This window comes from Shewanella surugensis, assembly GCF_023284005.1.
Classification (GTDB): domain Bacteria; phylum Pseudomonadota; class Gammaproteobacteria; order Enterobacterales; family Shewanellaceae; genus Shewanella; species Shewanella surugensis.
This window is the reverse complement of record NZ_JAKIKS010000098.1, coordinates 1-23,376: the sequence shown is the minus strand read 5'-3', so window position 1 is coordinate 23,376 and position 23,376 is coordinate 1. Positions and strand designations below refer to the sequence as shown.

The 23,376-nt window shown below is 41.7% G+C and carries 14 protein-coding genes and 1 pseudogene; 13 read left to right on the top strand and 2 right to left on the bottom strand.

The window, feature by feature from the left end:
- From L2764_RS19620 to L2764_RS19570, 11 genes and pseudogenes are all read left to right on the top strand, one after another.
- Positions 1–110: pseudogene (locus L2764_RS19620) on the top strand (IS30-like element ISVsa7 family transposase); the annotation flags it as partial.
- A gap of 686 nt (positions 111–796) precedes the next feature.
- The gene (locus L2764_RS19615) at positions 797–2,308 is read left to right on the top strand and encodes an alkaline phosphatase (protein ID WP_248942044.1); all 1,512 of its coding nucleotides are present in this window, start codon (positions 797–799) and stop codon (positions 2,306–2,308) included.
- Between the two features lie 29 nt (positions 2,309–2,337).
- On the top strand, positions 2,338–3,975 hold the full coding sequence (locus L2764_RS19610; protein WP_248942043.1) for an alkaline phosphatase family protein: 1,638 nt from the start codon (positions 2,338–2,340) through the stop codon (positions 3,973–3,975).
- Between the two features lie 178 nt (positions 3,976–4,153).
- The gene (locus L2764_RS19605) at positions 4,154–4,456 is read left to right on the top strand and encodes a cupredoxin domain-containing protein (protein WP_248942042.1); all 303 of its coding nucleotides are present in this window, start codon (positions 4,154–4,156) and stop codon (positions 4,454–4,456) included.
- A gap of 8 nt (positions 4,457–4,464) precedes the next feature.
- Positions 4,465–5,934 carry a multicopper oxidase family protein gene (locus L2764_RS19600; RefSeq protein WP_248942041.1) on the top strand — a complete coding sequence of 490 codons (1,470 nt, stop codon included), beginning with the start codon at positions 4,465–4,467 and terminating at the stop codon, positions 5,932–5,934.
- Positions 5,935–6,087: 153 nt separating this feature from the next.
- A complete protein-coding gene (malQ, locus tag L2764_RS19595) occupies positions 6,088–8,238 on the top strand; it encodes a 4-alpha-glucanotransferase (RefSeq protein ID WP_248942040.1) in 2,151 nt (716 codons plus the stop codon).
- Between the two features lie 44 nt (positions 8,239–8,282).
- The gene (gene glgB / locus L2764_RS19590; protein ID WP_248942039.1) at positions 8,283–10,535 is read left to right on the top strand and encodes a 1,4-alpha-glucan branching protein GlgB; all 2,253 of its coding nucleotides are present in this window, start codon (positions 8,283–8,285) and stop codon (positions 10,533–10,535) included.
- Positions 10,536–10,592: 57 nt separating this feature from the next.
- A complete protein-coding gene (glgX, locus tag L2764_RS19585) occupies positions 10,593–12,767 on the top strand; it encodes a glycogen debranching protein GlgX (protein ID WP_248942038.1) in 2,175 nt (724 codons plus the stop codon).
- A gap of 86 nt (positions 12,768–12,853) precedes the next feature.
- Positions 12,854–15,310, top strand: a complete 2,457-nt coding sequence (locus L2764_RS19580; RefSeq protein ID WP_248942047.1) for a glycogen/starch/alpha-glucan phosphorylase — start codon at positions 12,854–12,856, stop codon at positions 15,308–15,310.
- Positions 15,311–15,387: 77 nt separating this feature from the next.
- Positions 15,388–16,656: a glucose-1-phosphate adenylyltransferase gene (gene glgC / locus L2764_RS19575; protein WP_248942037.1), complete on the top strand. Its 1,269-nt coding sequence runs from the start codon at positions 15,388–15,390 to the stop codon at positions 16,654–16,656.
- A 59-nt stretch (positions 16,657–16,715) separates the two neighbouring features.
- Positions 16,716–18,500, top strand: a complete 1,785-nt coding sequence (locus L2764_RS19570; protein WP_312018367.1) for a glycogen/starch synthase — start codon at positions 16,716–16,718, stop codon at positions 18,498–18,500.
- A 4-nt stretch (positions 18,501–18,504) separates the two neighbouring features.
- Here the strand turns inward: L2764_RS19570 and L2764_RS19565 are convergent, their stop codons facing one another.
- On the bottom strand, positions 18,505–18,978 hold the full coding sequence (locus tag L2764_RS19565) for a LabA-like NYN domain-containing protein (protein WP_248942036.1): 474 nt from the start codon (positions 18,976–18,978) through the stop codon (positions 18,505–18,507).
- Between the two features lie 144 nt (positions 18,979–19,122).
- The gene (locus L2764_RS19560) at positions 19,123–19,986 is read right to left on the bottom strand and encodes a helix-turn-helix domain-containing protein (RefSeq protein ID WP_248942045.1); all 864 of its coding nucleotides are present in this window, start codon (positions 19,984–19,986) and stop codon (positions 19,123–19,125) included.
- Positions 19,987–20,145: 159 nt separating this feature from the next.
- Between L2764_RS19560 and L2764_RS19555 the strand changes: the two genes are divergently transcribed.
- Together L2764_RS19555 and L2764_RS19550 are read left to right on the top strand one after the other, a co-directional pair.
- Positions 20,146–21,051 carry a DMT family transporter gene (locus L2764_RS19555; protein WP_248942035.1) on the top strand — a complete coding sequence of 302 codons (906 nt, stop codon included), beginning with the start codon at positions 20,146–20,148 and terminating at the stop codon, positions 21,049–21,051.
- A 1,690-nt stretch (positions 21,052–22,741) separates the two neighbouring features.
- Complete coding sequence (locus L2764_RS19550; RefSeq protein WP_248942034.1) at positions 22,742–23,272, top strand: hypothetical protein; 531 nt, start codon at positions 22,742–22,744, stop codon at positions 23,270–23,272.
- Positions 23,273–23,376: the final 104 nt, after the last annotated feature.

Below are 23,376 nucleotides of genomic sequence, written 5' to 3'. Positions count from 1 at the left end.
TAGCCAATGCTGAATTTTTAATTAACATGAGGCCAAGAAAGGCGTTAAACTTTCTCAGTCCTTATGAGTTTTTAACAGGTAAACGTGTGTCGCTTATTGCTGAGATCTAGGGAATAATCAGATTGAATATTTTAAATTTAATTAAAGTTTGATAAAACCTCATTCAGCTGATTATATTTTCTGAAAAATAAAAGTAAGACGTACCAAGGATAAATATTTTTATTGTATTGAGAATGAATTTAATTTTATATATCATATACAGAGTTAATTCCAGTAAGATAAACAAAAAACAAAATAATATGTAAAGGTCTCTGATTGATAAAAGGGTAAGGATTAATATTGTTGCGACAATATAAAGTGTCAATGTATTAAAATTAAACTATTTTGTATAAAATGTATAGGAACTTATTATCTGTTAATCATTATTTTTCATTATTGTAATGTCGATTATTAAAACGCATTTTTAGACTTATGTTGATACTGAATTTTTATGGATATCCACCTTAGCTTTAAATAAAAACATATTTTATAAATATTATCTTTTTCTTCAAAAAATATCATTTTAATGAGCGGATAAGATCAAAATATTAAAGATCAAGTTATTCATTAGTCAATATCACTAATTTCATAGAAAGACAGTATTTATCAATTGATTTTATGACTCACTCCTCACTTTTAGCAAAACCCCCCAAACGGCTTATGTAATAAAAATGAAATATTATGTTAGTAATAGGTAGATTTAAATACTGTAAAAATACTACCTAGCGAAAAAGCATTGACTTATTTCTTAGACTGAATGGTGAAAATAGTGATTAAGATCAAAAGAATAGCCTTAATAATTTCTTGTAGCTTGATGGTTGCAAGTGTTCATGCTGCCGTATTACCGAGTGCACAAAGTGATAGTCAGTGGTTTAAAGACAGTGCCGCTCATCTGGTTGAACAGACAGAGCAACAAACCCAGAGTCGTGCTAAAAATGTCATTTTATTCATCGGTGATGGGATGGGGATCTCAACGTTAACGGCGGCGAGGATCTTAGAAGGGCAGCAGAAAATAGGTAATAAAGGCGGAGAGGAGAATTTTTTGAGTTTTGAGCGCTTCCCCTATAGTGGATTAGTCAAAACCTATAATACCAATCAGCAAGTGCCGGATTCTGCTGGGACGATGACGGCGATGGCGACAGGGGTAAAAACCAAAGCGGGTGTATTATCGGTATCTGATGTGAGTTTACGTGCTAACTGTTTATCTTCTAAAGGCAATGAATTGATTACACTTGTCGATTTAGCCAATGCCAAGGGCTTATCTACCGGGATTGTGAGTACTGCGCGTTTAACCCATGCGACCCCCGCAGCCTTATATGCGAAAACGCCTCAACGTCAATGGGAGTCGGATGCTAATTTATCCGATGAAGCTATCGAAAATGGATGCCTCGATATAGCCTATCAACTCGTTATGCGGGATAAGGCAAATGCCTTAACGGTAGCGCTTGGTGGCGGGCGACAAAATTTTATTTCAGAAGAAACGGTTGATGGAGAAGATAAACCCGGTAAGCGGCAAGATGGGCTCGATCTAACTCAAGCTTGGATAGAAAACTTCGATGATGCTGCTTATATTTGGGATCAAGCGGGATTTGATGCGGTCGATGTTGAAAGTACTTCGCATTTACTGGGGTTATTCAACGCTTCTCATATGGAATTTGAAGCCGACAGACAGGCAGATGTCGCTGGAGAACCTTCTCTGACTGAAATGACCGTTAAATCGATACAAATGCTGAGTAAAAATACCGATGGTTACTTGCTGGTGGTTGAAGGCGGCCGTATCGATCATGCTCATCATGCGGGCAATGCACAGCGGGCATTATATGACACCATTGAACTTTCTAATGCAGTACGAGCGGCGGTAAACAGTACTGATCCAGATAATACACTCATTATGGTGACGGCGGATCATAGTCACACTTTGACCATCGCAGGTTATCCCAAGCGAGGGAATCCTATTTTAGGTTTGGTACATAATGTGGATGGTGAAATGGCCATGGCGTTAGATGGAAAACCTTACACCACATTAGGTTATGTTAATGGCCCTGGCGCGGTTGCGGGGGAGCGAGATGATTTATTACTATTAGACACACAAGATCTTGATTTTATGCAGCAGGCTTTAATTCAAAAAGGCGGAGAAACCCATGCGGGTGAAGATGTCAGTATTCATGCGTGGGGAGCGGGTGCACATTTAGTCCAAGGGGCGATGGAGCAAAACGTTGTTTTTCATATTATTAATCAAGCGCAACAGCTTGGTGGAACTAAGTACTAATAATGAAGTACTCACTTTTGGAGCATAAAATGAATAAGACTTTATTGGCACTGACGCTTTCCGCACTGTTTGGATTAAGTGGCTGTAATAACGATGATAATGATGTTTCTCTTCCTGCTGAAAACGAATCAGGGCAAACCGTTGAAGAAGATCAAGATGACATTCACTCAAACTGGAGTGAAGTGAATCAATGGTATATTGATGGGCAGCAACGAGTTGTCGATGCAGAAAAATTGAGTGTGACGAATGAGACGGGGGTGGCTAACAATATTATTTTGTTTATCGGTGATGGAATGGGTATTTCAACAGTGACTGCCGCCCGTATTTTAGATGGGCAACTTAAAGGCCAAACAGGGGAGGAAAATATTCTCTCTTTTGAAAGTTTTCCCTATGTCGGCTTGTCTAAAACCTTTAATACAGATGCACAAACACCGGATTCTGCAGGCACAATGACGGCGATGATGACTGGAGTAAAAACGGATGCAGGGGTGATCTCTCAAGCAGAAGGAGTGACTAGAGGCAATTGTGAATCCACTCAAGATCAAGAGTTAGTCACCGCCTTGGAGCTGGCTGCAATGGCTGGCATGTCGACGGGGGTGGTATCAACCGCTAGAGTCACCCATGCCACCCCCGCAGCGACTTTTGCCCATGTTCCCGAAAGAGACTGGGAAAGTGATGCAGATTTGCCTGATGAAGCTGTGACCCATGGCTGCGTGGACATCGCAAAACAGCTGTTTGATTTCAATACAGGTAAAGGTGTCAATGTGATGCTCGGTGGCGGGCGACGTGCTTTTATTCCTAATACGATAGTCGATGTGGAAGGTAAAAGTGGTCAACGCCTCGATGGCGTGGATTTAACGGCTCAGTGGTTGGCGCAATATGACAATGCGGCTTATGTGCAAGATAGAGACAGTTTTGTCACGATTGACCCGTTAAAAACGGACCATTTACTGGGGTTATTTAACTCATCGCATATGGAATATGATTATGATCGCACTGAAAGCGGCGTATCGGGTGAGCCTTCATTAGCGGAAATGACGGCTAAATCTATTGATATATTACAAAAAAATGATAAAGGCTTTGTATTGATTGTTGAGGCCGGACGAATCGATCATGGTCATCATGCTGGCAATGCTGCTCGCGCCTTACACGATACGATTGCCTTGTCGCAAGCGGTACGTATTGCGATGGAGAAAACATCGATAAAAGACACCTTGTTAATCGTCACCGCCGATCACAGTCATGTGATGACGATTGGTGGCTATCCTGTTCGGGGGAATCCTATTTTAGGTTTAGTCAAAAGCACGGATGCCAATGGACTGGCTGAATTAACTCATGCAACGGACAGTAATGGCTTACCTTATACGACATTAGGTTACGCCAATGGCTTAGGGTATACCCCATTAGCCGTTGGCGGTGATGAGCGTTATGATCATCCAGCATCAACAGGCCGAGTGGATTTAAATTATGTCAATACGCAAAGTGCAAGCCATCATCAAGAAGCGCTTATTCCACTGAATAGCGAGACCCATGGAGGTGAAGATGTGGCTATCTTTGCTCAAGGCCCTGGCGCGCATTTAGTCCAAGGTACCGTAGAGCAAAATCATATTTTTCATGTGATTAATCACGCCGGAAATTTATTGGGTAAAGCCCAAGCTGAGCAGTAAAATAGTAAGAATGGCAAGCTTAATAGCCGACGTCTATTGAGCTTGCTGATATAAAAAATATATCCGATATATCGGATAGAAAGTGATTGTATTTTATTCTACCGCTAAAAACTCATCTACACTTTGTTTTGTAAAAATACAAAACAAAAGTGTAAATAACTTTCAGGGGAATGAGTAGATGAAGAGAAAATCGATATTTTGGTATGCCATTGGCTATGTTTTTTTTAGTATTTTATTGTTAACTGCATGCAGTGATGATAACGATAATGAAGATATTTACGATAGGTTTTTTGTTGAACCTGAAACACGGGTATCGTCCGATGGCATACTTAGTACAACATTAACCGCGGCTTTCACAGAAAATACCATTACATATGTTGAAACCGGTGAGCTGATCACCGTTAATACCCCTAACTATGAGGGCAGTTTAGTCGGGCCGACACTTATCTCAATCCTGGTGATATTCTATCCATTAAAATAGTGAATGATTTGCCTGATAATCCTGAAATCCAGCGTGGTGGGGCTTTTCCACATGATCCTTACTCCACTAATTTTCACAGCCATGGTTTGAATGTCTCACCAGAGGGGTTATTGGACAATCCTTTCCGACATATGTTACCCGGTAGCACCCATGATGTGGTAATTAAACTGCCTGACGATCATGCTTGTGGTACCTTTTGGTATCACCCGCATAAGCATGGCAGTATTGCAATGCCTTTCTTTGGCGGCATGTATGGTTTACTTATCGTGACGAGATGCTCCGATGGATTAGAAAGCGTGCCAGAAGTGGCGGCGGCAAAAGAGCATGTCATGATTTTAGGGAGCATTAGAACGGATCAAAGTGGTGATGTGCCTCTATATAATGAAGATGCAACAGAATTCTCAGACGGTGATGCTGGCCTTTGGAGCAGTTATACAGATGGTTTACTTTTCATGACCAATAATGGATTGACCGATCAAACCCTTTTTATGCGCCCTGGAGAAGTGCAACGTTGGCGTCTTTTGAATGCGGCAGCCGGGCTTAATAAGTTAGTTTCTCTAGAAGGGCACAGTTTACATTTACTTGCAAATGATGGATTAACGTTAAAGAAAATGAAAACGTTAGAGGTTGAAGAGCCTTTTGTTTTAGGCGCAGGTAATCGTCTCGATGTATTGATCCAAGCGGGTGAACTCGGTGTTTATTTATTACAAGTTGCTGATCCTATAGGCATTAAACTATCTGCCTCTGCAACGGGTATCGATCCCGATACTCGACGTTCGAGAGTCGGAGGTGATTTTCCAAGTCCAGATTATCCGGTAACCTTAGCGACAGTAATAGTGAGTGAGGAAGAGATGTCCATGTCTTTGCCAAGCGGAGACTTACCCGAGTCTGATGGGTTGCCCAGCATGGAAACAATGTTAAATACAGAGCCAGCTGAAATACGTAATGTGGGTTTTGAAAGCTGTGGCGGAGAACAAACAGACGAAAATCGTTTACCTTCATGTGGCTGGTATTATGAGGAGTATGATACGGACTATTGGGGCGGTATTGACTTTGAGAACTTATTGATGATGCGCAATGAAGATGATCAAGGAGAAGACAATCCAGATGATGATCTTGCTATGCCGCAGATTAATTATACCACTGAAGGCTTATTTGCGAGAAGTGAACCGATGTTTGAAATGGCGGCTGGCAGCATAGAAGAATGGACAGTATATAATTATACGTTTTCAGATCATCCTTTTCATATCCATACCAACGCCTTTTTGTTGACCGAGGTAAATGGGACCGAACTTGAGATACCACAATGGCATGACACTGTTGTTGTACCTGCGGCGACGGGAGTTCGAGGTGGGGGAAATATTAATGATGCGACGCCGGGCTCAATCACCTTTAAAACTTATTTTAATCCTGAGTATTCTGGAGAAATATTGATGCATTGTCACATTATTACCCATGAAGATATTGGCATGATGTAAAGAGTCGATATTTTACCGGATATGGGCAGTATGCTGATGGAGAAAAGTACCGAGAATATCATTTTACACTAAGCTTGATGAGTTAGGTTCGATGAGCTCAGTGTGATAAAGAATAGGTGATGAGCTCAGTGTGATAAAGAATAGGTGATGGGTATGGGTCTAGATAACTTACTGTATTTGAAGGGTATTGGTTCTGAGTACGTTAATTATAAAGGGGAGTTAGTCTCTATTCCATCAAAGGATAGAGAGGGAGTACTGCGCTGTTTATTATCCAAATCGAGTCAAGTTATTGATGAAAATGAACTCGATTTACCTCTGACACTAGACCAGATCCACGCAGGTATAATTGAGTTGGCGCATAAGCCCTGGACTCTACCTTTACCTCGTTTTCAATATTGTTATTTAGATCAATTAAAAGTGAATTTGTTTCTTCCTCACTCTTATCAGAACAAGATAAAATTGAGTATTGTGGACCCACAAAGCGTCTTGTGGACTCAAACGATAGACATCGATGCGATGACTATCATTGAAGAACACGCTATTGATGATAAGCCCTATGTTAAGTATCAAATCATGTTGGAAAGTAAAGCAGTAAAGTCAGTATTAACACTTGGGTATCATAATTTTAGTTTAGTATTGATCGGTAAGCGAACAGACCGATATGCTGGGCGTTTAATGGTCGCGCCCAGACAGGCTTTTCGGGGGCACTTTTATCATGAAGCCAATGACCGACAATGTCATAAACCATGGGGGATAAATACTCAGTTATATAGCTTACGCAGTGAAAGGCAGTGGGGGATTGGAGATTTTATTGATTTAACACAGTTAATTAAAATCATTGCTGCGCAGGGGGGCCATTTTATATTACTTAATCCATTGCATGCATTGGATATCAAAGATCCCGAGCAAGCCAGTCCCTATAGCCCAACAGACAGGCGGCGACTTAACCCTCTTTATATTGGCATTGATCAGGTTAAAGAATTTCGCTATATCGAGACTAAAATTCAAATGCCCCAATGGCAAGCCCAAATTGATGATTTAAATGAAACGGATTGGATCGATTACGCCAGTGTTTTCACGCTTAAATATCAGTCTTTTGTGTTGTTGTATCAGGCTTTTTGTGAGCATGAAGAAAATAAAAACACCCTTAGATACCAGGCGTTTATTGCATTTATTCGTGATGAAGGCAGTGCATTGCAAGAATTTGTGTTAAGGGAAGATGTTGTATTTGAACACAGTAATAATGGCATGCCAGTCGATAAGACTTTTTTTTGTTATTTACAATTTATTGCTGAAGAGCAATTGGCTGATTGTCAAGAATATGCCAAAGAGCAAGGCATGTCGATTGGACTCATTCGTGATTTGGCGGTGGGTGCCAAAAAAAAGGGGGCTGAAGTTGGATCCCATTTACCTCAATATGCGACGCGGATCAGCATTGGGGCTCCTGCTGATGATTTGGCGCCTCAAGGACAGAATTGGTGTTTAACACCTTTTGATCCGATCAATTTGCAACAATCGGCTTTTGAGCCTTTTATTCAATTAGTGCATCAAAATATGCGCCATTGTGGTGGGTTGAGAATTGATCATGTGGTGGGGTTATTACGTTTATGGTGTTGTCCTGTCAATCCATCAAGAGGGCAAGGGGCTTATGTTTATTATCCTATGGATACCTTGATAGCGATTATTAATTTAGAGAGTCAGTTAGCCCAGTGTTGTGTGATAGGTGAAGACTTAGGCCTGATCCCCGATGAATTGACTCAAGCCGTTGCCAATGCAGGTTTTTATGCCAATGAGGTTTTTTATTTCTGTAAAGATTGGCAGGGTTTTTATGCCCCTCAAGATTACAAAAAACAAAGTTTAATGATGCTGGCTAATCATGATGTGCCCACGTTGGCGGCTTGGTGGGCGAATTGTGATTTACATCTGCGCTTTAAATTATCACTTATCGAGTCTGATGATGAATTAAAAGGGCTATTAAAAAGGCGCTCGGAAGAAAAGCAGCAGCTATTAGATATCCTCATCTGGCAAGGTTTATTAGAGCATGACATCGATATCAATACATTGGCTTTTTCAGCATTACTAACAGCTTGGGTGACCTTAGCCGCATCAGGGGCATCGCAGCTATTTAGCGTACAGTTATGTGATTTATTGGCCGACATTCATGGCGTGAATATTCCAGGTACCTGGCAAGAATACCCAAATTGGCAGAGAAGGTTAACGTCAACATTAACCGATTTGGAACAAGATAATCGGGTGTTGCAATTATTCGATGATATCCGCTCTCAAAGGCAACCTAACCCATAAATATTGATCAACATAAAGGGTGTTAATGACAGAGATGAAAGTGAATGGATAAAACGAACAAAGCGCAGAATATTACTTATGCTGATCATGACTTTCTGCGTATTTATTATGATGAGTCATCCAAGAAGTGGCCATTGGGCATACATTGTTTAGAGGAAGGGGCTGAGCAGACGGGCAGTTTGAGCGTCACGGTTTTTTTGCCAGAAGCCATCAGTGTGGACGTGGTGTCACTAACAGATGCACAGAACGTTGTCACTATCGGTCAAATAAATGAGCATGGGCTTTTTTCAGGGGTCGTGGCGCGAAGTAATAAACCCTTTCTTTATAAATTAATCGTGCAATACCCTTTAGGTATTGAAGAGATTATCGATCCCTATCAATTTCACAGCTTAGTCTCAGAAAGTGATGTGTACTTATTTTCAGAAGGTTGCCAGTATCAAGCCGAACATTTTTTAGGGGCTAATTGGCATGAGCCATCGAATATCTCTGGTGTATTGTTTTGTGTTTGGGCTCCGAACGCACAGCGAGTCGCCATTGTGGGAGATTTTAATCACTGGGATCCTCGCCGTCATTCGATGCGCAAACATGAGAGTAGTGGCATTTGGGAGCTGTTCATTGCCGATGTTGAGGAGTATCAACATTATAAATTTGAAATATTAACCCATACAGGCGAAGTACTACGTAAGGCCGATCCTTTTGCTAAACAAATGGAGTCGGCGCCGGGTAATGCGGGCGTCATTCCCAGTCAGCGGCAGTATCAGTGGCGCGATAAACCTTGGCTCATCAAGCGTGCGCAATCGCGTTGGCATATGTCGGCAATATCCATTTTTGAGGTTCATTTGGCGTCTTGGCGTCGTAAAACTCAAGGTGACTCTGTTTATTTAAATTATCAGGACTTGATTGAGCAGCTCATTCCTTATGTGCAGGAAATGGAATTTACTCACTTACAATTGATGCCGATCAGTGAATATCCTTTTGATGCGTCTTGGGGGTATCAGCCTATCGGCATGTATGCACCGAGTTATCGATTTGGTGATCCTATGGGATTAAAACGCTTTATTGATGCTTGCCATCAAGCAGGAATTAGCGTGATTTTAGACTGGGTGGCGGCGCATTTTCCTAAAGATCCCCATGGACTAGCCACTTTCGATGGCACCTGTTTATTTGAGCATGCCGATCCCTTAAAAGGTGAGCATCCCGATTGGGACACCCTGATTTATAATTATGATCGTTCTGAAGTGAGAAGTTATCTACTGAGTAACGCGTGTTATTGGTTACGAGAATTTCACTTTGACGGTCTTAGGCTTGACGCCGTGTCCTCTATGCTCTATCTCGATTACAGTCGAAAAGCGGATCAATGGCGCCCTAATCAATGGGGAGGCAATGAAAATTTAGAAGCGATTGCCTTTTTACGATTATTAAATCAAGTGGTTTATCAAGATTTCCCCGGTATTGTGATGATAGCGGAAGAGTCAACGGCTTGGCCGGGCGTGACGCATCCCACGACTCAGGACAACAGGGCATTAGGTTTTGGTTTTAAATGGAATATGGGCTGGATGAATGACACTTTGGCTTATCTAAAGCGCGATCCTATTCATCGACACTTTCATCATAAGGAAATGACATTCAGTTTAGTTTATTGTTTTAATGAACAATTTATTTTGTCATTAAGCCATGATGAAGTGGTGCATGGTAAAGGGACCTTACTCGAAAAAATCCCCGGCGATGATTGGCAGAAGTTTGCCACATTACGAAGTTATTATGGTTTCATGTGGGGGCATCCCGGTAAAAAGTTATTGTTTATGGGAGGAGAGTTTGGTCAGCGTCAGGAATGGGATCATGACAAAGGTTTAGATTGGTCATTATTAGTCCATTTTTCACATTTAGGCCTGCAAACTTGGGTGAAAGATTTAAATCATCTTTACCGTACCAGCGGGGTTTTGTTTGAAAATGATCATCAAATCAGCAGCTTTCAATGGTTAGATTGTGATAATCATATCGACAGTATTTTTGTCTTTGTGCGCTATGGCGTTACTGATGATAGGCACCTTATCTTTGTCGTTAATATGCTACCAGATGTGAAATATCATTATCGTATTGGCTTGCCGAAAAAGAGCCTTTATCGAGAGTTACTCAATAGTGATAGTGAATATTATGGCGGCTCTAATAAAGGCAATACTGGGTTCATCATAGCGCATGAAGAGGCTTATCAAGGTATGGCACAAAGTGCGCTAATAACGGTGCCGCCTTTAGGGTGCTTAGTATTGGCGCCAATGGCACTGATTGAAGATAAATAAGCGATTTGATGGTGTTGTTGAGTCTGAAAGTGATCCACGCTTTTTGGGGGAAATAGAATGGAAATCACAGAGGGAAAAGCCTATCCATTAGGCGCAACGATTGATGATGGTGGGGTGAATTTTGCCCTTTTTTCAGCCCATGCGACTCAGGTTATATTATGCCTTTTTGATGAGGAAGGTCGGCAGGAGTTATATCAATTACCATTGCCAATGAAAACCCAAGATATTTGGCATGGTTATGTGACTGGAGCCAGCAGTCAAACGCTCTATGGTTATCGGGTGGATGGCCCTTTCCAGCCGCTTTCAGGGCACCGCTTTAATCGACATAAGCTTTTACTCGATCCTTACGCTAAACAGTTGGTGGGTCCTCGCATTGAGCATACGAGTTTGTATGCTCATCAAAAGTTGCCCTTGAATGGTAAACACAATACGGGACATGAAGCTGAACATGAGGGAGATGACTTATCCTTTGACAGTCAAGATAGTGCCCCCTATATGCCTAAGTGTAAAGTGGTCGATCATCGTCATTTAGCGCCTATTCCTTTGGTTAATAAAGTTAAAGGCTATCAAGACAAAGCAAGGCCACTATCAGAAAGTATATTTTATGAATTACACGTCAAAGGTTTCACTCAACGTCACCCTAAGTTGCCAGAGTCAATAAAAGGCACTTTTCTCGGATTATGTGATGCTAATGTTATCCAATATTTAGTGGATTTAGGCGTGACATGTGTTGAGTTAATGCCAGTGCAGTCTTTTTTTGATGAAGCTTTTTTACATGACAAGGCGCTGACTAATTATTGGGGGTATAACAGTATCGGCTTTTTTACGCCTCATCATGCTTATCTTGTTAATGATGACGTTTTTGAATTTAGGCACATGGTGACTGAGCTGCATAAGGCGGGGATCGAGGTTATTTTAGATGTGGTGTATAACCACAGCGCCGAAGGAAATCGCTTAGGGCCTTGTTATAGTTTTAAAGGCATCGATAATCTGAGTTATTACCGTTTGGTTGCCAGTGAGCCTCGATATTTCATTAATGATACCGGCTGTGGTAATAGCTTGAACCTAGCCCATCCAAGAGTCATGCAATTAGTGACGGACTCTTTACGTTATTGGGTTGAAATTATGGGCGTTGATGGGTTTCGTTTTGATTTAGCCTCGACGTTAGGCAGAGAGGTGCACGGCTTTGACTCCGGTGCAGGTTTTTTTGATGCCATTGCCCAAGACCCTATTTTAAGTCAAGTGAAGCTCATTGCTGAGCCTTGGGATTTAGGCCCCGGTGGCTATCAGCTGGGGCAGTTCCCTATAGCATGGAGTGAATGGAACGATCGATATCGAGATGCTATAAGGCGTTTTTGGCGAGGAGATGCAGGAATGCTCCCGGAGTTTGCCAGGCGCTTTCATGGTTCCAGTGATTTATTCGAGCATTCGAGAAAGCCTCCTTCAAGTAGTATCAATTTTATTACCTGCCATGATGGATTGACTTTATTCGACTTGGTGAGCTACAACAATAAACATAATGAGGCCAATGGCGAAGATAATCGTGATGGTCGCCAAGAAAACTTTAGTCATAATTATGGTGAGGAAGGCCCTACGGATGATCAAGCGATTAACCAGGTTCGAGCGAGGCAATGTCGTAATCTATTAACCACGCTGTTGTTATCTCAAGGTGTGCCGCTGTTATTGGCTGGAGATGAAGTCGGACGGACTCAAATGGGTAATAATAATTCTTATTGCCAAGATAATCGTTTGAGCTGGCGAGATTGGACAAATACGCCATACTCAGATGCGATGTTTATTTTCACTCAGAAGTTAATCCAAATACGCAAACGTTTTCCTCTCTTATGTCATTACGAATATGTGCATAACAGCATCAATGAAATGACGCCGGGTTTAGATTGGTATTGTCGTCAAGGCTTGGCGATGACAAAGCAATTATGGGGGGAGACACAAACACGCACGTTAAGTCTGGTGATCAGCGGCAAATTGGAAGGTGAAGAGAACGGGCAGCAAGCATTATTATTGTTATTAAATAATGAACAACAGAGTTTGGAATTTACGTTACCCACACTTATCCATTTTCATCCGTGGGATTGTTTGTTGCACAGCCAAGATCATGAGCTTGATGTTAATGACGCTAGTCATAAAGTGAATGAATGCCAGCGTCAGTATCAACTTCAAGATCGCAGTCTTATGTTATTTCATGCGAAAGTGATAGGAGATAAAGAATGACTTCTTACCACCCTAAATCGAATAGTGATCTTGCTAACCCAATGAAGTTACAGATGAATAAGCAAGATGAAAAGGGCAGTAAAGCGATGACTAAAGAGCATGTTGAAGGCGAATTTGCTGATTATCCCTATTGCAATAGTTGTGATCCTTTAGCGGCGACGTTTCAACGACTCGTGGTGAATGGATTGTGCCGAGAGGAGAATAATCCCTACGATTTTTTTCATGCTTTAGCCCTTAGCGTGAAAGAACAAATGATGCATGATTGGCGTCGAACGCGTTATCAAGATCGCCACGCTGAGCGTAAACAAGTGGCCTATCTTTCTCTTGAGTTTTTAATGGGCCGGGCACTGGGTAATGCCTTGCTTAATTTAGACTTAGAAGAAGAAGCCAAGCAGATCATCAGCCAATACCAAGTGAATTTAGCACAATTAGAAGCCCTTGAGCACGATGCGGGCTTGGGTAATGGAGGCTTGGGCCGGTTAGCGGCTTGTTTTCTCGATAGCTGTGCATGCATGGATTTATCGGTGACGGGGTATGGGATCCGCTATGAATATGGCATGTTTACTCAAAAAATCATCAATGGTTATCAAATCGAGCAAGCTGACCGTTGGCTTAAAGGCGGACATCCTTGGGATGTCATTGCCCCTAACCATAATGTGTTGGTGCCTTTTTATGGTCGGACTGGATCCCATGTGGATCATGATGGATGCCTACACCATACATGGGTGGATACCCAAGATGTTATTGCCGTTGCTTATGATGTGCCTGTCCCAGGTTACCGTAATCACAGAGTGAATACCCTCAGGCTTTGGAAGGCGCAAGCCACTGAGGGGTTTGATTTAGAAGAGTTTAATCAAGGGGACTATACTGAAGCGGTGGCGCATAAAAATCTAGCGGAGCAGATCACTATGGTGCTCTACCCCAATGACAGCAGTGAAAATGGTAAAGAATTAAGGTTAAGGCAACAATATTTTCTATCATCGGCTAGCTTGCAAGACATATTAAATGCATGGGTGAGAAGAAAGGGAGCGGACTTCTCGGAGTTTGCCCGCTTAAATGTGATGCAATTGAATGACACTCATCCGGCGATTGCCGTGCCAGAATTGATGCGATTACTGATGGATCATTATTCGTTAGGTTGGGATGAAGCCTGGGAGATCACCCGCCATACTATGGCGTATACCAATCACACCTTACTGCCTGAGGCATTAGAGTGTTGGCCGGTGCGAATGTTTGAATGTATCTTGCCGCGAATATTAGACATTGTTTATGAAATTAATGCGCGTTATTTAAAGCTGGTGGCCCACCATTGGCCGGGGGAGACGGACAAACTCACGCAGATGTCTATTATCAATAATGAGGGGGAACCGAGCATTCGCATGGCGTATTTAGCGATAGTGGCCAGCTTTTCCGTGAATGGTGTGGCAGGTTTACATACTCAATTACTCACTTCAGGTTTGTTTAAAAATTTCTATGACTTATGGCCCGAAAAATTTAATAACAAAACCAATGGTGTGACGCCTAGACGTTGGCTGGCTTACAGTAACCCTCGATTATCGGCATTGCTTAATCAAACGCTGGGCGGGCAATGGATAGAAGATCTCAATCAATTAGAAGGATTAAAAGCTTTTTTGAATGATAGTGAGTTCTTACAAGAGTGGCGTCAGATAAAACGGCAAAATAAAGTGGATTTAACCCAGCTTATTAAAAAAGAGTGTGGTGTCGAATTTGCACCAGACATGTTGTTCGATGTGCAAGTCAAACGAATTCATGAATATAAACGTCAGCTGTTGAATATTCTTCATGTCATTCATTTATACCAAGAAATATTAAAGGGTAATGTTGATAATATGGTACCTCGATGTGTCTTGATTGCAGGAAAGGCGGCGCCGGGTTATGCCATGGCTAAACTGATCATCAAGCTGGCTAATAATGTGGCAGAGATGGTTAACAGTGAGCCGCTAATGAAACCTTATTTACGTTTTGCTTTTTTGCCAAATTACAATGTGTCGGCCATGGAAAAAATTTGCCCCGCCACGGATCTTTCTGAGCAAATATCCACTGCCGGAAAAGAAGCTTCCGGAACGGGCAACATGAAGTTCATGATGAATGGTGCCTTGACGATTGGCACGCTAGATGGCGCGAATATTGAAATATTAGAAGCCGTGGGTGGCGATGCCTTTTTCTTATTTGGTATGAATGCCAATGAAGTACTCGACTTAAGAAATCATTATCAGCCTAAGCAAATAATAGCGCAATCCCCTGAGCTCTCCGACGTATTAAGTTTGCTTAAAAGTGGGCACTTTAACTTATTGGAACCGGGCATTTTTGAACCCATCATCAATGCGATTGTGTCGGGTAACGATCCTTGGATGACAGCGGCTGATTTTGAGAGTTTCCGATTGGCGCAGCAAGAGGTCGCCGACACCTATTTAGATCAAGAGCAGTGGACCCAACTTAGTATCCGTAATACGGCAAGCAGTGGGTGTTTTTCCAGTGACGCGACCATTGCAGCTTATCGTGATGAGATCTGGCAGGTGTAAATCCTTAAGCGTTCGATATCAATTTAAGCAAGAGCGTTGAATTTTATAATCACTTATTTCGCAAGGAGAGAGTGAAGATGCCAAATCCCACTCCGCGTTATATCAGTAATTTAACTCGAGAAACCTATGCCTTAATTTTAGCGGGCGGTAAAGGCAGTCGATTACACGAATTGACGGATTGGCGAGCAAAACCCGCATTGTATTTTGGCGGAAAATTTAGAGTGATAGATTTTACTCTCTCTAATTGTATTAATTCGGGGATCAGACGAGTGGGCGTGGTGACGCAATATAAATCCCATTCATTGATTCGACATGTCATGCGAGGCTGGGGCCATTTTAAGAAGGAATTGGGTGAGTCCGTTGAGATTTTACCCGCCTCACAGCGTTATTCAGATAACTGGTATCAAGGTACTGCCGATGCCGTGTTTCAAAACATAGATATCATTCGTTATGAATTGCCAAAATATGTCATTATTTTATCCGGCGATCATGTTTATCGCATGGATTATGCGGGTTTGTTAGCAACGCATGAGAAGTCCGGCGCGGATATGACTATTTCCTGTTTAGAGGTGCCTATTGCGGAGGCGACGAACGCCTTTGGTGTGGTGGAAGTCGATAGTCACAATAAGATCTTAGGTTTTGAAGAAAAACCCCCAGAGCCGAAAGCATTGCCGAGCGACCCTGAAATGTGTTTAGCCTCAATGGGCAACTATGTGTTTAACACCTCTTTTTTATTTGAGCAGTTAAAAAAAGATGCCCAAAACGAGAGTTCGGGTCGAGATTTTGGTACCGATATCATTCCTAGTGTGATTAAAACCAACAATGTCTACGCGCATAAATTTCGCAGCCACTTTGGCAATGAAAAAGCCTACTGGCGTGATGTGGGAACCTTAGATGCGTTCTGGCAAGCGAATTTAGAACTACTCTCGCCAACACCCGCCTTAAATTTATATGATTCTAAGTGGCCGATTTGGACTTACCAAGAGCAACTACCCCCTGCTAAATTTGTGTTTGATGACGATGGTCGCAGAGGCATGGCCTTAGACTCGGTAATTTCAGAAGGCTGTATTATTTCTGGTGCAGTGGTCAGACGTAGCGTGCTTTTTAATGAGGTGCGGGTATGTTCTTACTCTGAAGTGGAAGATTCGGTTATTTTACCTGATGTAGTGATTTTACGGCATTGCCGTATTAGAAAGGTCATTATCGATCGCGGTAGTGTTATTCCCGAAGGAACTGTGATTGGATATGATCATAAACATGATAAGGCGCGTGGTTTTAGAGTCACCGAAAAAGGGGTCGTGTTGGTCACACGGGAAATGCTAGGGCTGTCGACGGGCTTTGATTGATGGAGCGAACCCTTCGCATCAGCATGGTATTTTGCCATTAATAGTGATAAGGAATTTAAGTGAAAAGAGTCTTGATGTTGGCAGCTGAAAATGGAGCAATACTAGGGGCTAAAGTGGGCGGCATGGCCGATGTGATCCGAGACTTACCCGCTGCTTTATCCGCGGTTGATATCGTTGCAGATATGATTATGCCCAATTATGGCTTTCTAGCCCAATCAGTCAATGCACAGCCCTTAGCTGAGATCTCTGTTTCGTTTGCAGATGAGCCATTAACCGTGATGATTTATTGCATCCCCCATCCTAAGGTTGAACATTGCAAAGTGTATTTCGTCGAACATGCTAAATTACAAAATGATAATGGCGGGATCTACAGTCAAGGTCATGCCTACAGACCTTTTGCTCAAGATGCGACTAAGTTTGCCTTGTTTTGTCTAAGTGTTGCAGTAGTGCTAAAAGAAGGCGTCATAGCATTACCCGATAGAGTACATTTGCATGATTGGCATATGGGCATGTTTGCCTTTTTAAGAGCCTTTGACCCCCATTTTATCCTGTTAAAAGCGATCCCTTGTGTCTTCTCCATTCATAATTTAGCGCTTCAAGGGGCTAGACCTCTAACTGACGATCCGGATTCTTTATCTTCTTGGTATCCTTCGCTGTTTGAACTGTTAAGCCAAAAACAAAAAAATAAAGTGATTGATGTTAACTATCTCGATTGTATCAACCCGATGCGAGCTGGCATTGTTTTGTCTGATAAAGTCCATTTAGTCTCACCGTCTTATGCAAAAGAGGTATTAAAACCCTCTAATCATCGTTTTGGTTTTTTTGGTGGTGAGGGATTAGAAGCGGATTTAAAGCAGAAGGTCAAAGCAGGGCAAGTGGTGGGGATTTTAAATGCTTGTGTTTATGATGAACCTGAATATGCGTTAACGGCACAATTACAATTGGAGTTATCGATAGAACACGCCTTGTTACTCACGCCATCATTACCAGAAAATGTAATGATTAGCAGGGCCGTTTCGGTTACGACAAACAAGCCGTCAGTCTGGCAAGCACAGAGTGCAAAATTGAGTGATATCACTAAGTTAATATTTTTAGCTGAGCGGGCATTACTGACTTGGTTGGCAATGGGAGACAAGGTGAGTCCCCAAGACAGTATTGCGCTTAATCGCATTACGCGTTTATGGCGCCGATTGAACACTGGCTGGCAGCCCGATTTCATCATGACGTCGGTGGGCCGATTAACCGATCAAAAGATGTTGATTTTACGTCAGCCCTATCAAAAAGAGGGCGTGAAAACGATCACAGTGCTAGAAGCAGTTTTAGATATTTTTTTGGCCAAGCGTCCCAACGGGTTATTTTTTTTAATTGGCAGTGGCGACAGTGATATTGCGAATGAATTTAAAGTATTGGCGGCTAAATATCATCAATTTATTTTTTTGAATGGTTACAACGAAGCCTTAGCCGATAGTTTATATCGTTTAGGGGATTTATTTTTAATGCCCAGTTCATTTGAGCCGTGCGGAATAAGCCAAATGTTAGCGATGCGATCGGGACAGGTTTGTTTAGTCCATGGTGTCGGTGGACTTAAAGACACTGTCAGCAATAATAAAACGGGCTTTGTGTTCAAAGGGGCGACATTAACGGAGCAATCAGAGCAGCTATTACAGATTTTTGATAAAGCGCTTAATAGTGTCGGCACAGCTAAATGGTTGTCGATGCAAAAAAATGCTAAAAAACAACGGTTTCTTTGGAGTGATATAGCCGCTCAATATCAAACAGATTTATATGAATTTAGCCAAAGTGTGTCTCAAGCCTCTAAGCTTCCTATTCGCCGAGTCAAATAAGCGATTATAACAGCAAGGCTTCATCGATAGAGTGGTACTGAGCCGCAGAGTCGATGAGTGATTTTGCCGTTAGACTCGGTACGCCATACACTTGGGTTTCAACGCCGTATTTTTGATATATTTTAAGCAGTAATAAATCAAAGTCTCCATCCCCCGATAATAAAATAATGCTGTCAACGTCACTGGCTGCTTCCATAATATCGATGGTGATGCCGACATCCCAATCGCCTTTTGCAGAGCCATCACTGCGCTGAATGAAAGGTTTGAGTTTGATATCAAAGCCGATGTGCTTAAGCGCGTCTTGGAATTTTAATTGTCCGTCATCCCCTTTATGAATGGCATAGGCTGTGGCGGAAACTATATCGCCTTCATGATTTAAATGTTGCCACAGTTTACGGTAATTAAATTGGCGTCCATAGGCTTGGCGACAGGTGTAATAAATATTTTGCACATCAACAAAGATCGCCATTTTTTTCATCAATTTCATACCCATATTTGTAAGCTGAGGAGGGAGATATATCCAGAATACCGTTGACTAAGATAACATACTTGTAGGGGGAATATTGCCCTTATCGCTATTAAATGAGCCATTAAACATTCGCCATTAAACTAACGTATATCATTAAACATGCAGGCGTTTAAAGGCGCTAGGGCTGATCCCCAGTTGTTGCTTAAAGTATCGGCCCATATGACTTTGATTGGCAAATCCACAATCGAGGGCGATTTCAGTTAAATTGTGCTGGTTTTGTTTGATCAGCGCTTGTGTTTGTTCAATGCGCAGTTGGCATAAATAAGCTTGTGGGGTGGCGGCAAAACTTTGTTTAAACATACGGCAAAAATGATATTCACTCAGTTGAGCCAATGTGGCTAATTCATGTAAATAGATTTGTCTGTGAAAGTGAGCTTGCATAAAATCAGTCACGCGTCGTTTGACTTGAGGTGATAACCCGCCTTTAATGGGGGCTATTTCAGGCATTAATTGGTTGCTTTGCAGCAAAGAAATTAAAATACTATCGCTGAATTGCTTCATCATCAGTTGTGATGAAGGATCCCAATTCATTGTGGCCATTTGATGACGAAATAAGGCTTCTAATGTTGGATTTTCAAAAAAGGTCAGTTCAGGGATCGTAATCAACCTAGGATCCCGGTCAAAAACCTGTATCGCCAGTTGCTTGATATAATCATCATCAAAATATAAGTGCATGAATTGTTGCGGACTGCCCAATTGCCAGTGGCTTTCGCAGTCTTGAGGCATTAAACAAAAACGCCCGGGTCCACCTTGTGGAGACGGCATGTCGGTGCGGTGGGTTTCATAACCTCCTGCTAAGTACATGCTCAAGGTATGCTGCAGGTGATTATTATAAAAAAGACGCTCTTTTTCGTTTTGATATTGTGCCCAAGACAACTCAGAGCCGAGCGACAACTGTCTGTCACATACTTTATCTGACTGCTCAAAACTGAGGGGTTTATAACGGCTATTTTTCATCATGTCATCTTATGTCGATTTTTCTTTCGCATCAAGCTGGGGGGTTTATTCATTGCAAGTAAAGCGCAATATCGTGCTAGTTTGCCCAAGATAATGACAGAAGTATTAAGTTAGCTGATTGATAATGAAATTATTAGTCACCATCTTAGGCGATATTCGATGTCGGTGTTTTTGTATGTGTTGATGATATTCATCTGGGGGTTGTCTTGGATAGCCATAAAATGGCAGCAGGGGGATGTGGCGACGCTGGTGTCGATTTTTTATCGTTTTGCCATTGCGGCATTATTGTTGTGTGTTTTTGGCAAGTTGTTTAATAAACTACAAGTCGTGAAAGCTCATCATCACGTTTTCTTGGCGTTACAAGGTCTCTGCTTATTTTGTTTTAACTTCATTGCTTTTTATTATGCTACCCATTATATTCCCAGTGGTTTGACGGCGGTGATTATGGCGAGTGCGCCTATTTTTAATGCGCTGCATGGCAAGCTATTTTATCAAACGCAAACCCGTGTTTATTTCTGGGTCGGCATGCTGGTGGGCTTAATGGGGATCAGTTTGATGTTTGTTCATGATTTTGAAACTGCGACATTATCTCGTGAGACTTTCATTGGAATGGCATTATCGCTGTTGGGGACTTGGTGCTTTTCTATCGGCAATATGATCAGCATACGCAATACTCGTGAGCATCTGCAACCTTATACCGCCACCACCTATGCGATATTTTATGGCTGCATTGCGTTGTTAATGATGATTGTTTTTCAAGGTATCCCCTTTACCGTTGATGTTAATTATTTCTATCTTGGCAGTTTAGCCTATTTAGCGATCCCAGCTTCTGTGATGGGCTTTACCTTATATTTAATCTTAGTGGATCGTATTGGGGCTCATAATGCCGCTTATGTACTGGTGCTCACTCCGATTATCGCGCTGATTTCTTCAAGTTTGTTTGAAGGATATCAATGGACACCGTATTCAACCTTTGGGCTTATTCTTATTTTGATAGGAAACCTGATTGCCCAATGGAAGGTGGTGTATTTTCGACAAATACGAAAACGGTTGGCCTTTGAATGAAGGCTAATGATATTTATTGTTTGAGTTATTTATGTCGGGAAAGTGTGTTGTTAACCATAGCCTTATGGATATAAATTGCCTGCCGCAGGCTATTGAATAGTCATGAATTAGCATTCAGACAAGTTATTATGTATTAAGCTTCGCTTAATTAAACGTCGTGAGTTCCCACTCACAGAGGGGTAAACCATAAACTAGCGTTTGGCGTTGTATGAACTGGCGAGCGTCTTTCAACTTGTGACCTCATTGAAGTTAATTGCTGCCGCAGGCTGTTGTGCAAATGCTTCTGTAGCACGCTGTAAACCCGTCCCTGGGCGCTCTGCGACTTCATCCTTGAAGCCGAAGGCATACAGACGCATTCACACTGTGAATTAAAGGCAACTATCTGAAAGTAGCGAGTTCTCCTCTCTTCCTGTAATAAAGAGTGGGCCAAAAGGGGATCTACAGCAAAATGATATCCTTATCTAAAAGCCAGTTCAGCGTCCGTGCTTCTCGCTCAGAGACGTCATTATTATGACCTTCGCCCTCCTAGATCACCTTTGCCGCCCCAGACGGAGTGGAGCTACATTTATCACCTGCGGTGAGGCTAACGTCGTGGATTCCCATCCACACGGGGGTAAAGAGGACTGTTCGTCCTAACAACTTCCATGTCTAAAGGCCAGTTCGATATCCCTATCTCTCGCTCAAAGAGGCCATTATTATGGCCTTCGCCCTCCAACAACTTCCATAACGCCCAGACGGAGTGAAATGCATTGATTAGGTGCCTTGTTCTTATGGAATCAATGGCTAACATTTCCGATGCTACATCCCTATAGCCCGAAAATTTAACAGACGTCCTTGTCTGTTTTACGCCATTTATTTCAACGAACATCTGCTACTCCGATGGGGATTTAAAAGCAAAAGCAGTGGGTTGCTTTGAATTGGGTTGTTTTGAATAAACAGTGAAAGTTGTGATCTAGATCGAGTTATTTAGTACAAATGGGTGATGCGACTATAAGAAAATAAATGATAGATTCATTGAACAAAATTAGTTGTTTAAACGTTGATAACTACTTCATTTTCTACATGATCTAAGGCAATAATCTTGGGTGTTCTAGTTATTTTTGTAAATCAGTCATATAAAAAAGCCCCGATACAGCTATCGGGGCAGGATGCTTCAATGGATTTAGAACGATAGTTAATCGCTCTGCGTAGACTTTAGTCTATTTTGTGGGGTGGTTCAAAAAATAACGCTTATAGATTCTCTCGTTTGTGAAAAAACATATAGGGTTATGGGTCACAAGCACAAGTCCAGATAGAGGCTATACTTAGATTAAGTATGATTTTGTAGTTGATGTATTGCAATGTCTTCGCTATAGAGTATAATTTGAACACGCTTAATGCTGGGGTTAGTTCTTATGAGTAATAGTTACTCAGATTTAAAAGCTGAAAAAAATGCGCGACAAGCTCGTTATGTTGCAAACATCCATCGCGGATGGGGGGCTGTTGTAGTTAATCGTGGGTCAAAACAAGGTCCTAATCGTAAAAGTAACGCGCAGCTTTTAGCTCCATCTTTTTCAATATAAGCATACAAATATCACCTAGTTAGATTATAGTAAAGCCTCTTAATAAAAAGAGGCTTTACTCGTTAATGACTTCAAATTATCTTACTCCACTAGATCAACTTCATGAGCTCAATGTTGAGGTATACTCAATGCTCAATAATTTGAATCAACCAATTGTTATTGTTGGTGGGCAGTCAGTTTCCTATTGGTTAGATTTTTATTCTGCTTCATTAAATGGAGCAAAAGCACAAACTGCAAGTGTTGATATCGATTTTGTTGCTAATAGAAACAGCGTAAAGCAGATAACAAAAGTATGGAATATAGACGTTAAGTTTGCAGGGATAGATGTTCCCCCGCCAAGCGTTGCAATAGCTCAGTTAATAGACCGAGATAGTAATAAGATAAAAATGAGTAGAGGTCTACAGTTCATAGATGTTGATATGTACGAAAATGAAGGTTATAAAAAAGCCAACTTAGTTGACTTTATAGATTTTCCAAGTGGATTTACACGTAAAGAATTTCTTGGTAAATCAAAGACTATTATTACCGCACAATATGAATTTTCGATTAAATCAGGACTAAAATCTCATGAAAACTTATTAATTCTTAACCCTTTTGGTTGCTTGATTAGCAGAGTGTCTAATATTTTCAATACACCAAAAGATAATGAAATTGCTTAGATTGCCATAATAACCGACACACTTTGGTATAGAAAAGAGGGTTAGCTGCCTATAAGCTTCAATCTCTCACAAAATCGGCCAAGGTTCTCAAATGAAAAACCAAT

Coding starts and splice junctions, on each gene's coding strand:
- L2764_RS19615 (WP_248942044.1), top strand. CDS start 797: ATGGTGAAAATAGTGATTAAGATCAAAAGAATAGCCTTAATAATTTCT.
- L2764_RS19610 (WP_248942043.1), top strand. CDS start 2,338: ATGAATAAGACTTTATTGGCACTGACGCTTTCCGCACTGTTTGGATTA.
- L2764_RS19605 (WP_248942042.1), top strand. CDS start 4,154: ATGAAGAGAAAATCGATATTTTGGTATGCCATTGGCTATGTTTTTTTT.
- malQ (WP_248942040.1), top strand. CDS start 6,088: ATGGGTCTAGATAACTTACTGTATTTGAAGGGTATTGGTTCTGAGTAC.
- glgB (WP_248942039.1), top strand. CDS start 8,283: ATGGATAAAACGAACAAAGCGCAGAATATTACTTATGCTGATCATGAC.
- glgX (WP_248942038.1), top strand. CDS start 10,593: ATGGAAATCACAGAGGGAAAAGCCTATCCATTAGGCGCAACGATTGAT.
- L2764_RS19580 (WP_248942047.1), top strand. CDS start 12,854: ATGACTAAAGAGCATGTTGAAGGCGAATTTGCTGATTATCCCTATTGC.
- glgC (WP_248942037.1), top strand. CDS start 15,388: ATGCCAAATCCCACTCCGCGTTATATCAGTAATTTAACTCGAGAAACC.
- L2764_RS19565 (WP_248942036.1), bottom strand. CDS start 18,978: ATGAAAAAAATGGCGATCTTTGTTGATGTGCAAAATATTTATTACACC.
- L2764_RS19560 (WP_248942045.1), bottom strand. CDS start 19,986: ATGAAAAATAGCCGTTATAAACCCCTCAGTTTTGAGCAGTCAGATAAA.
- L2764_RS19555 (WP_248942035.1), top strand. CDS start 20,146: ATGTCGGTGTTTTTGTATGTGTTGATGATATTCATCTGGGGGTTGTCT.
- L2764_RS19550 (WP_248942034.1), top strand. CDS start 22,742: ATGCTCAATAATTTGAATCAACCAATTGTTATTGTTGGTGGGCAGTCA.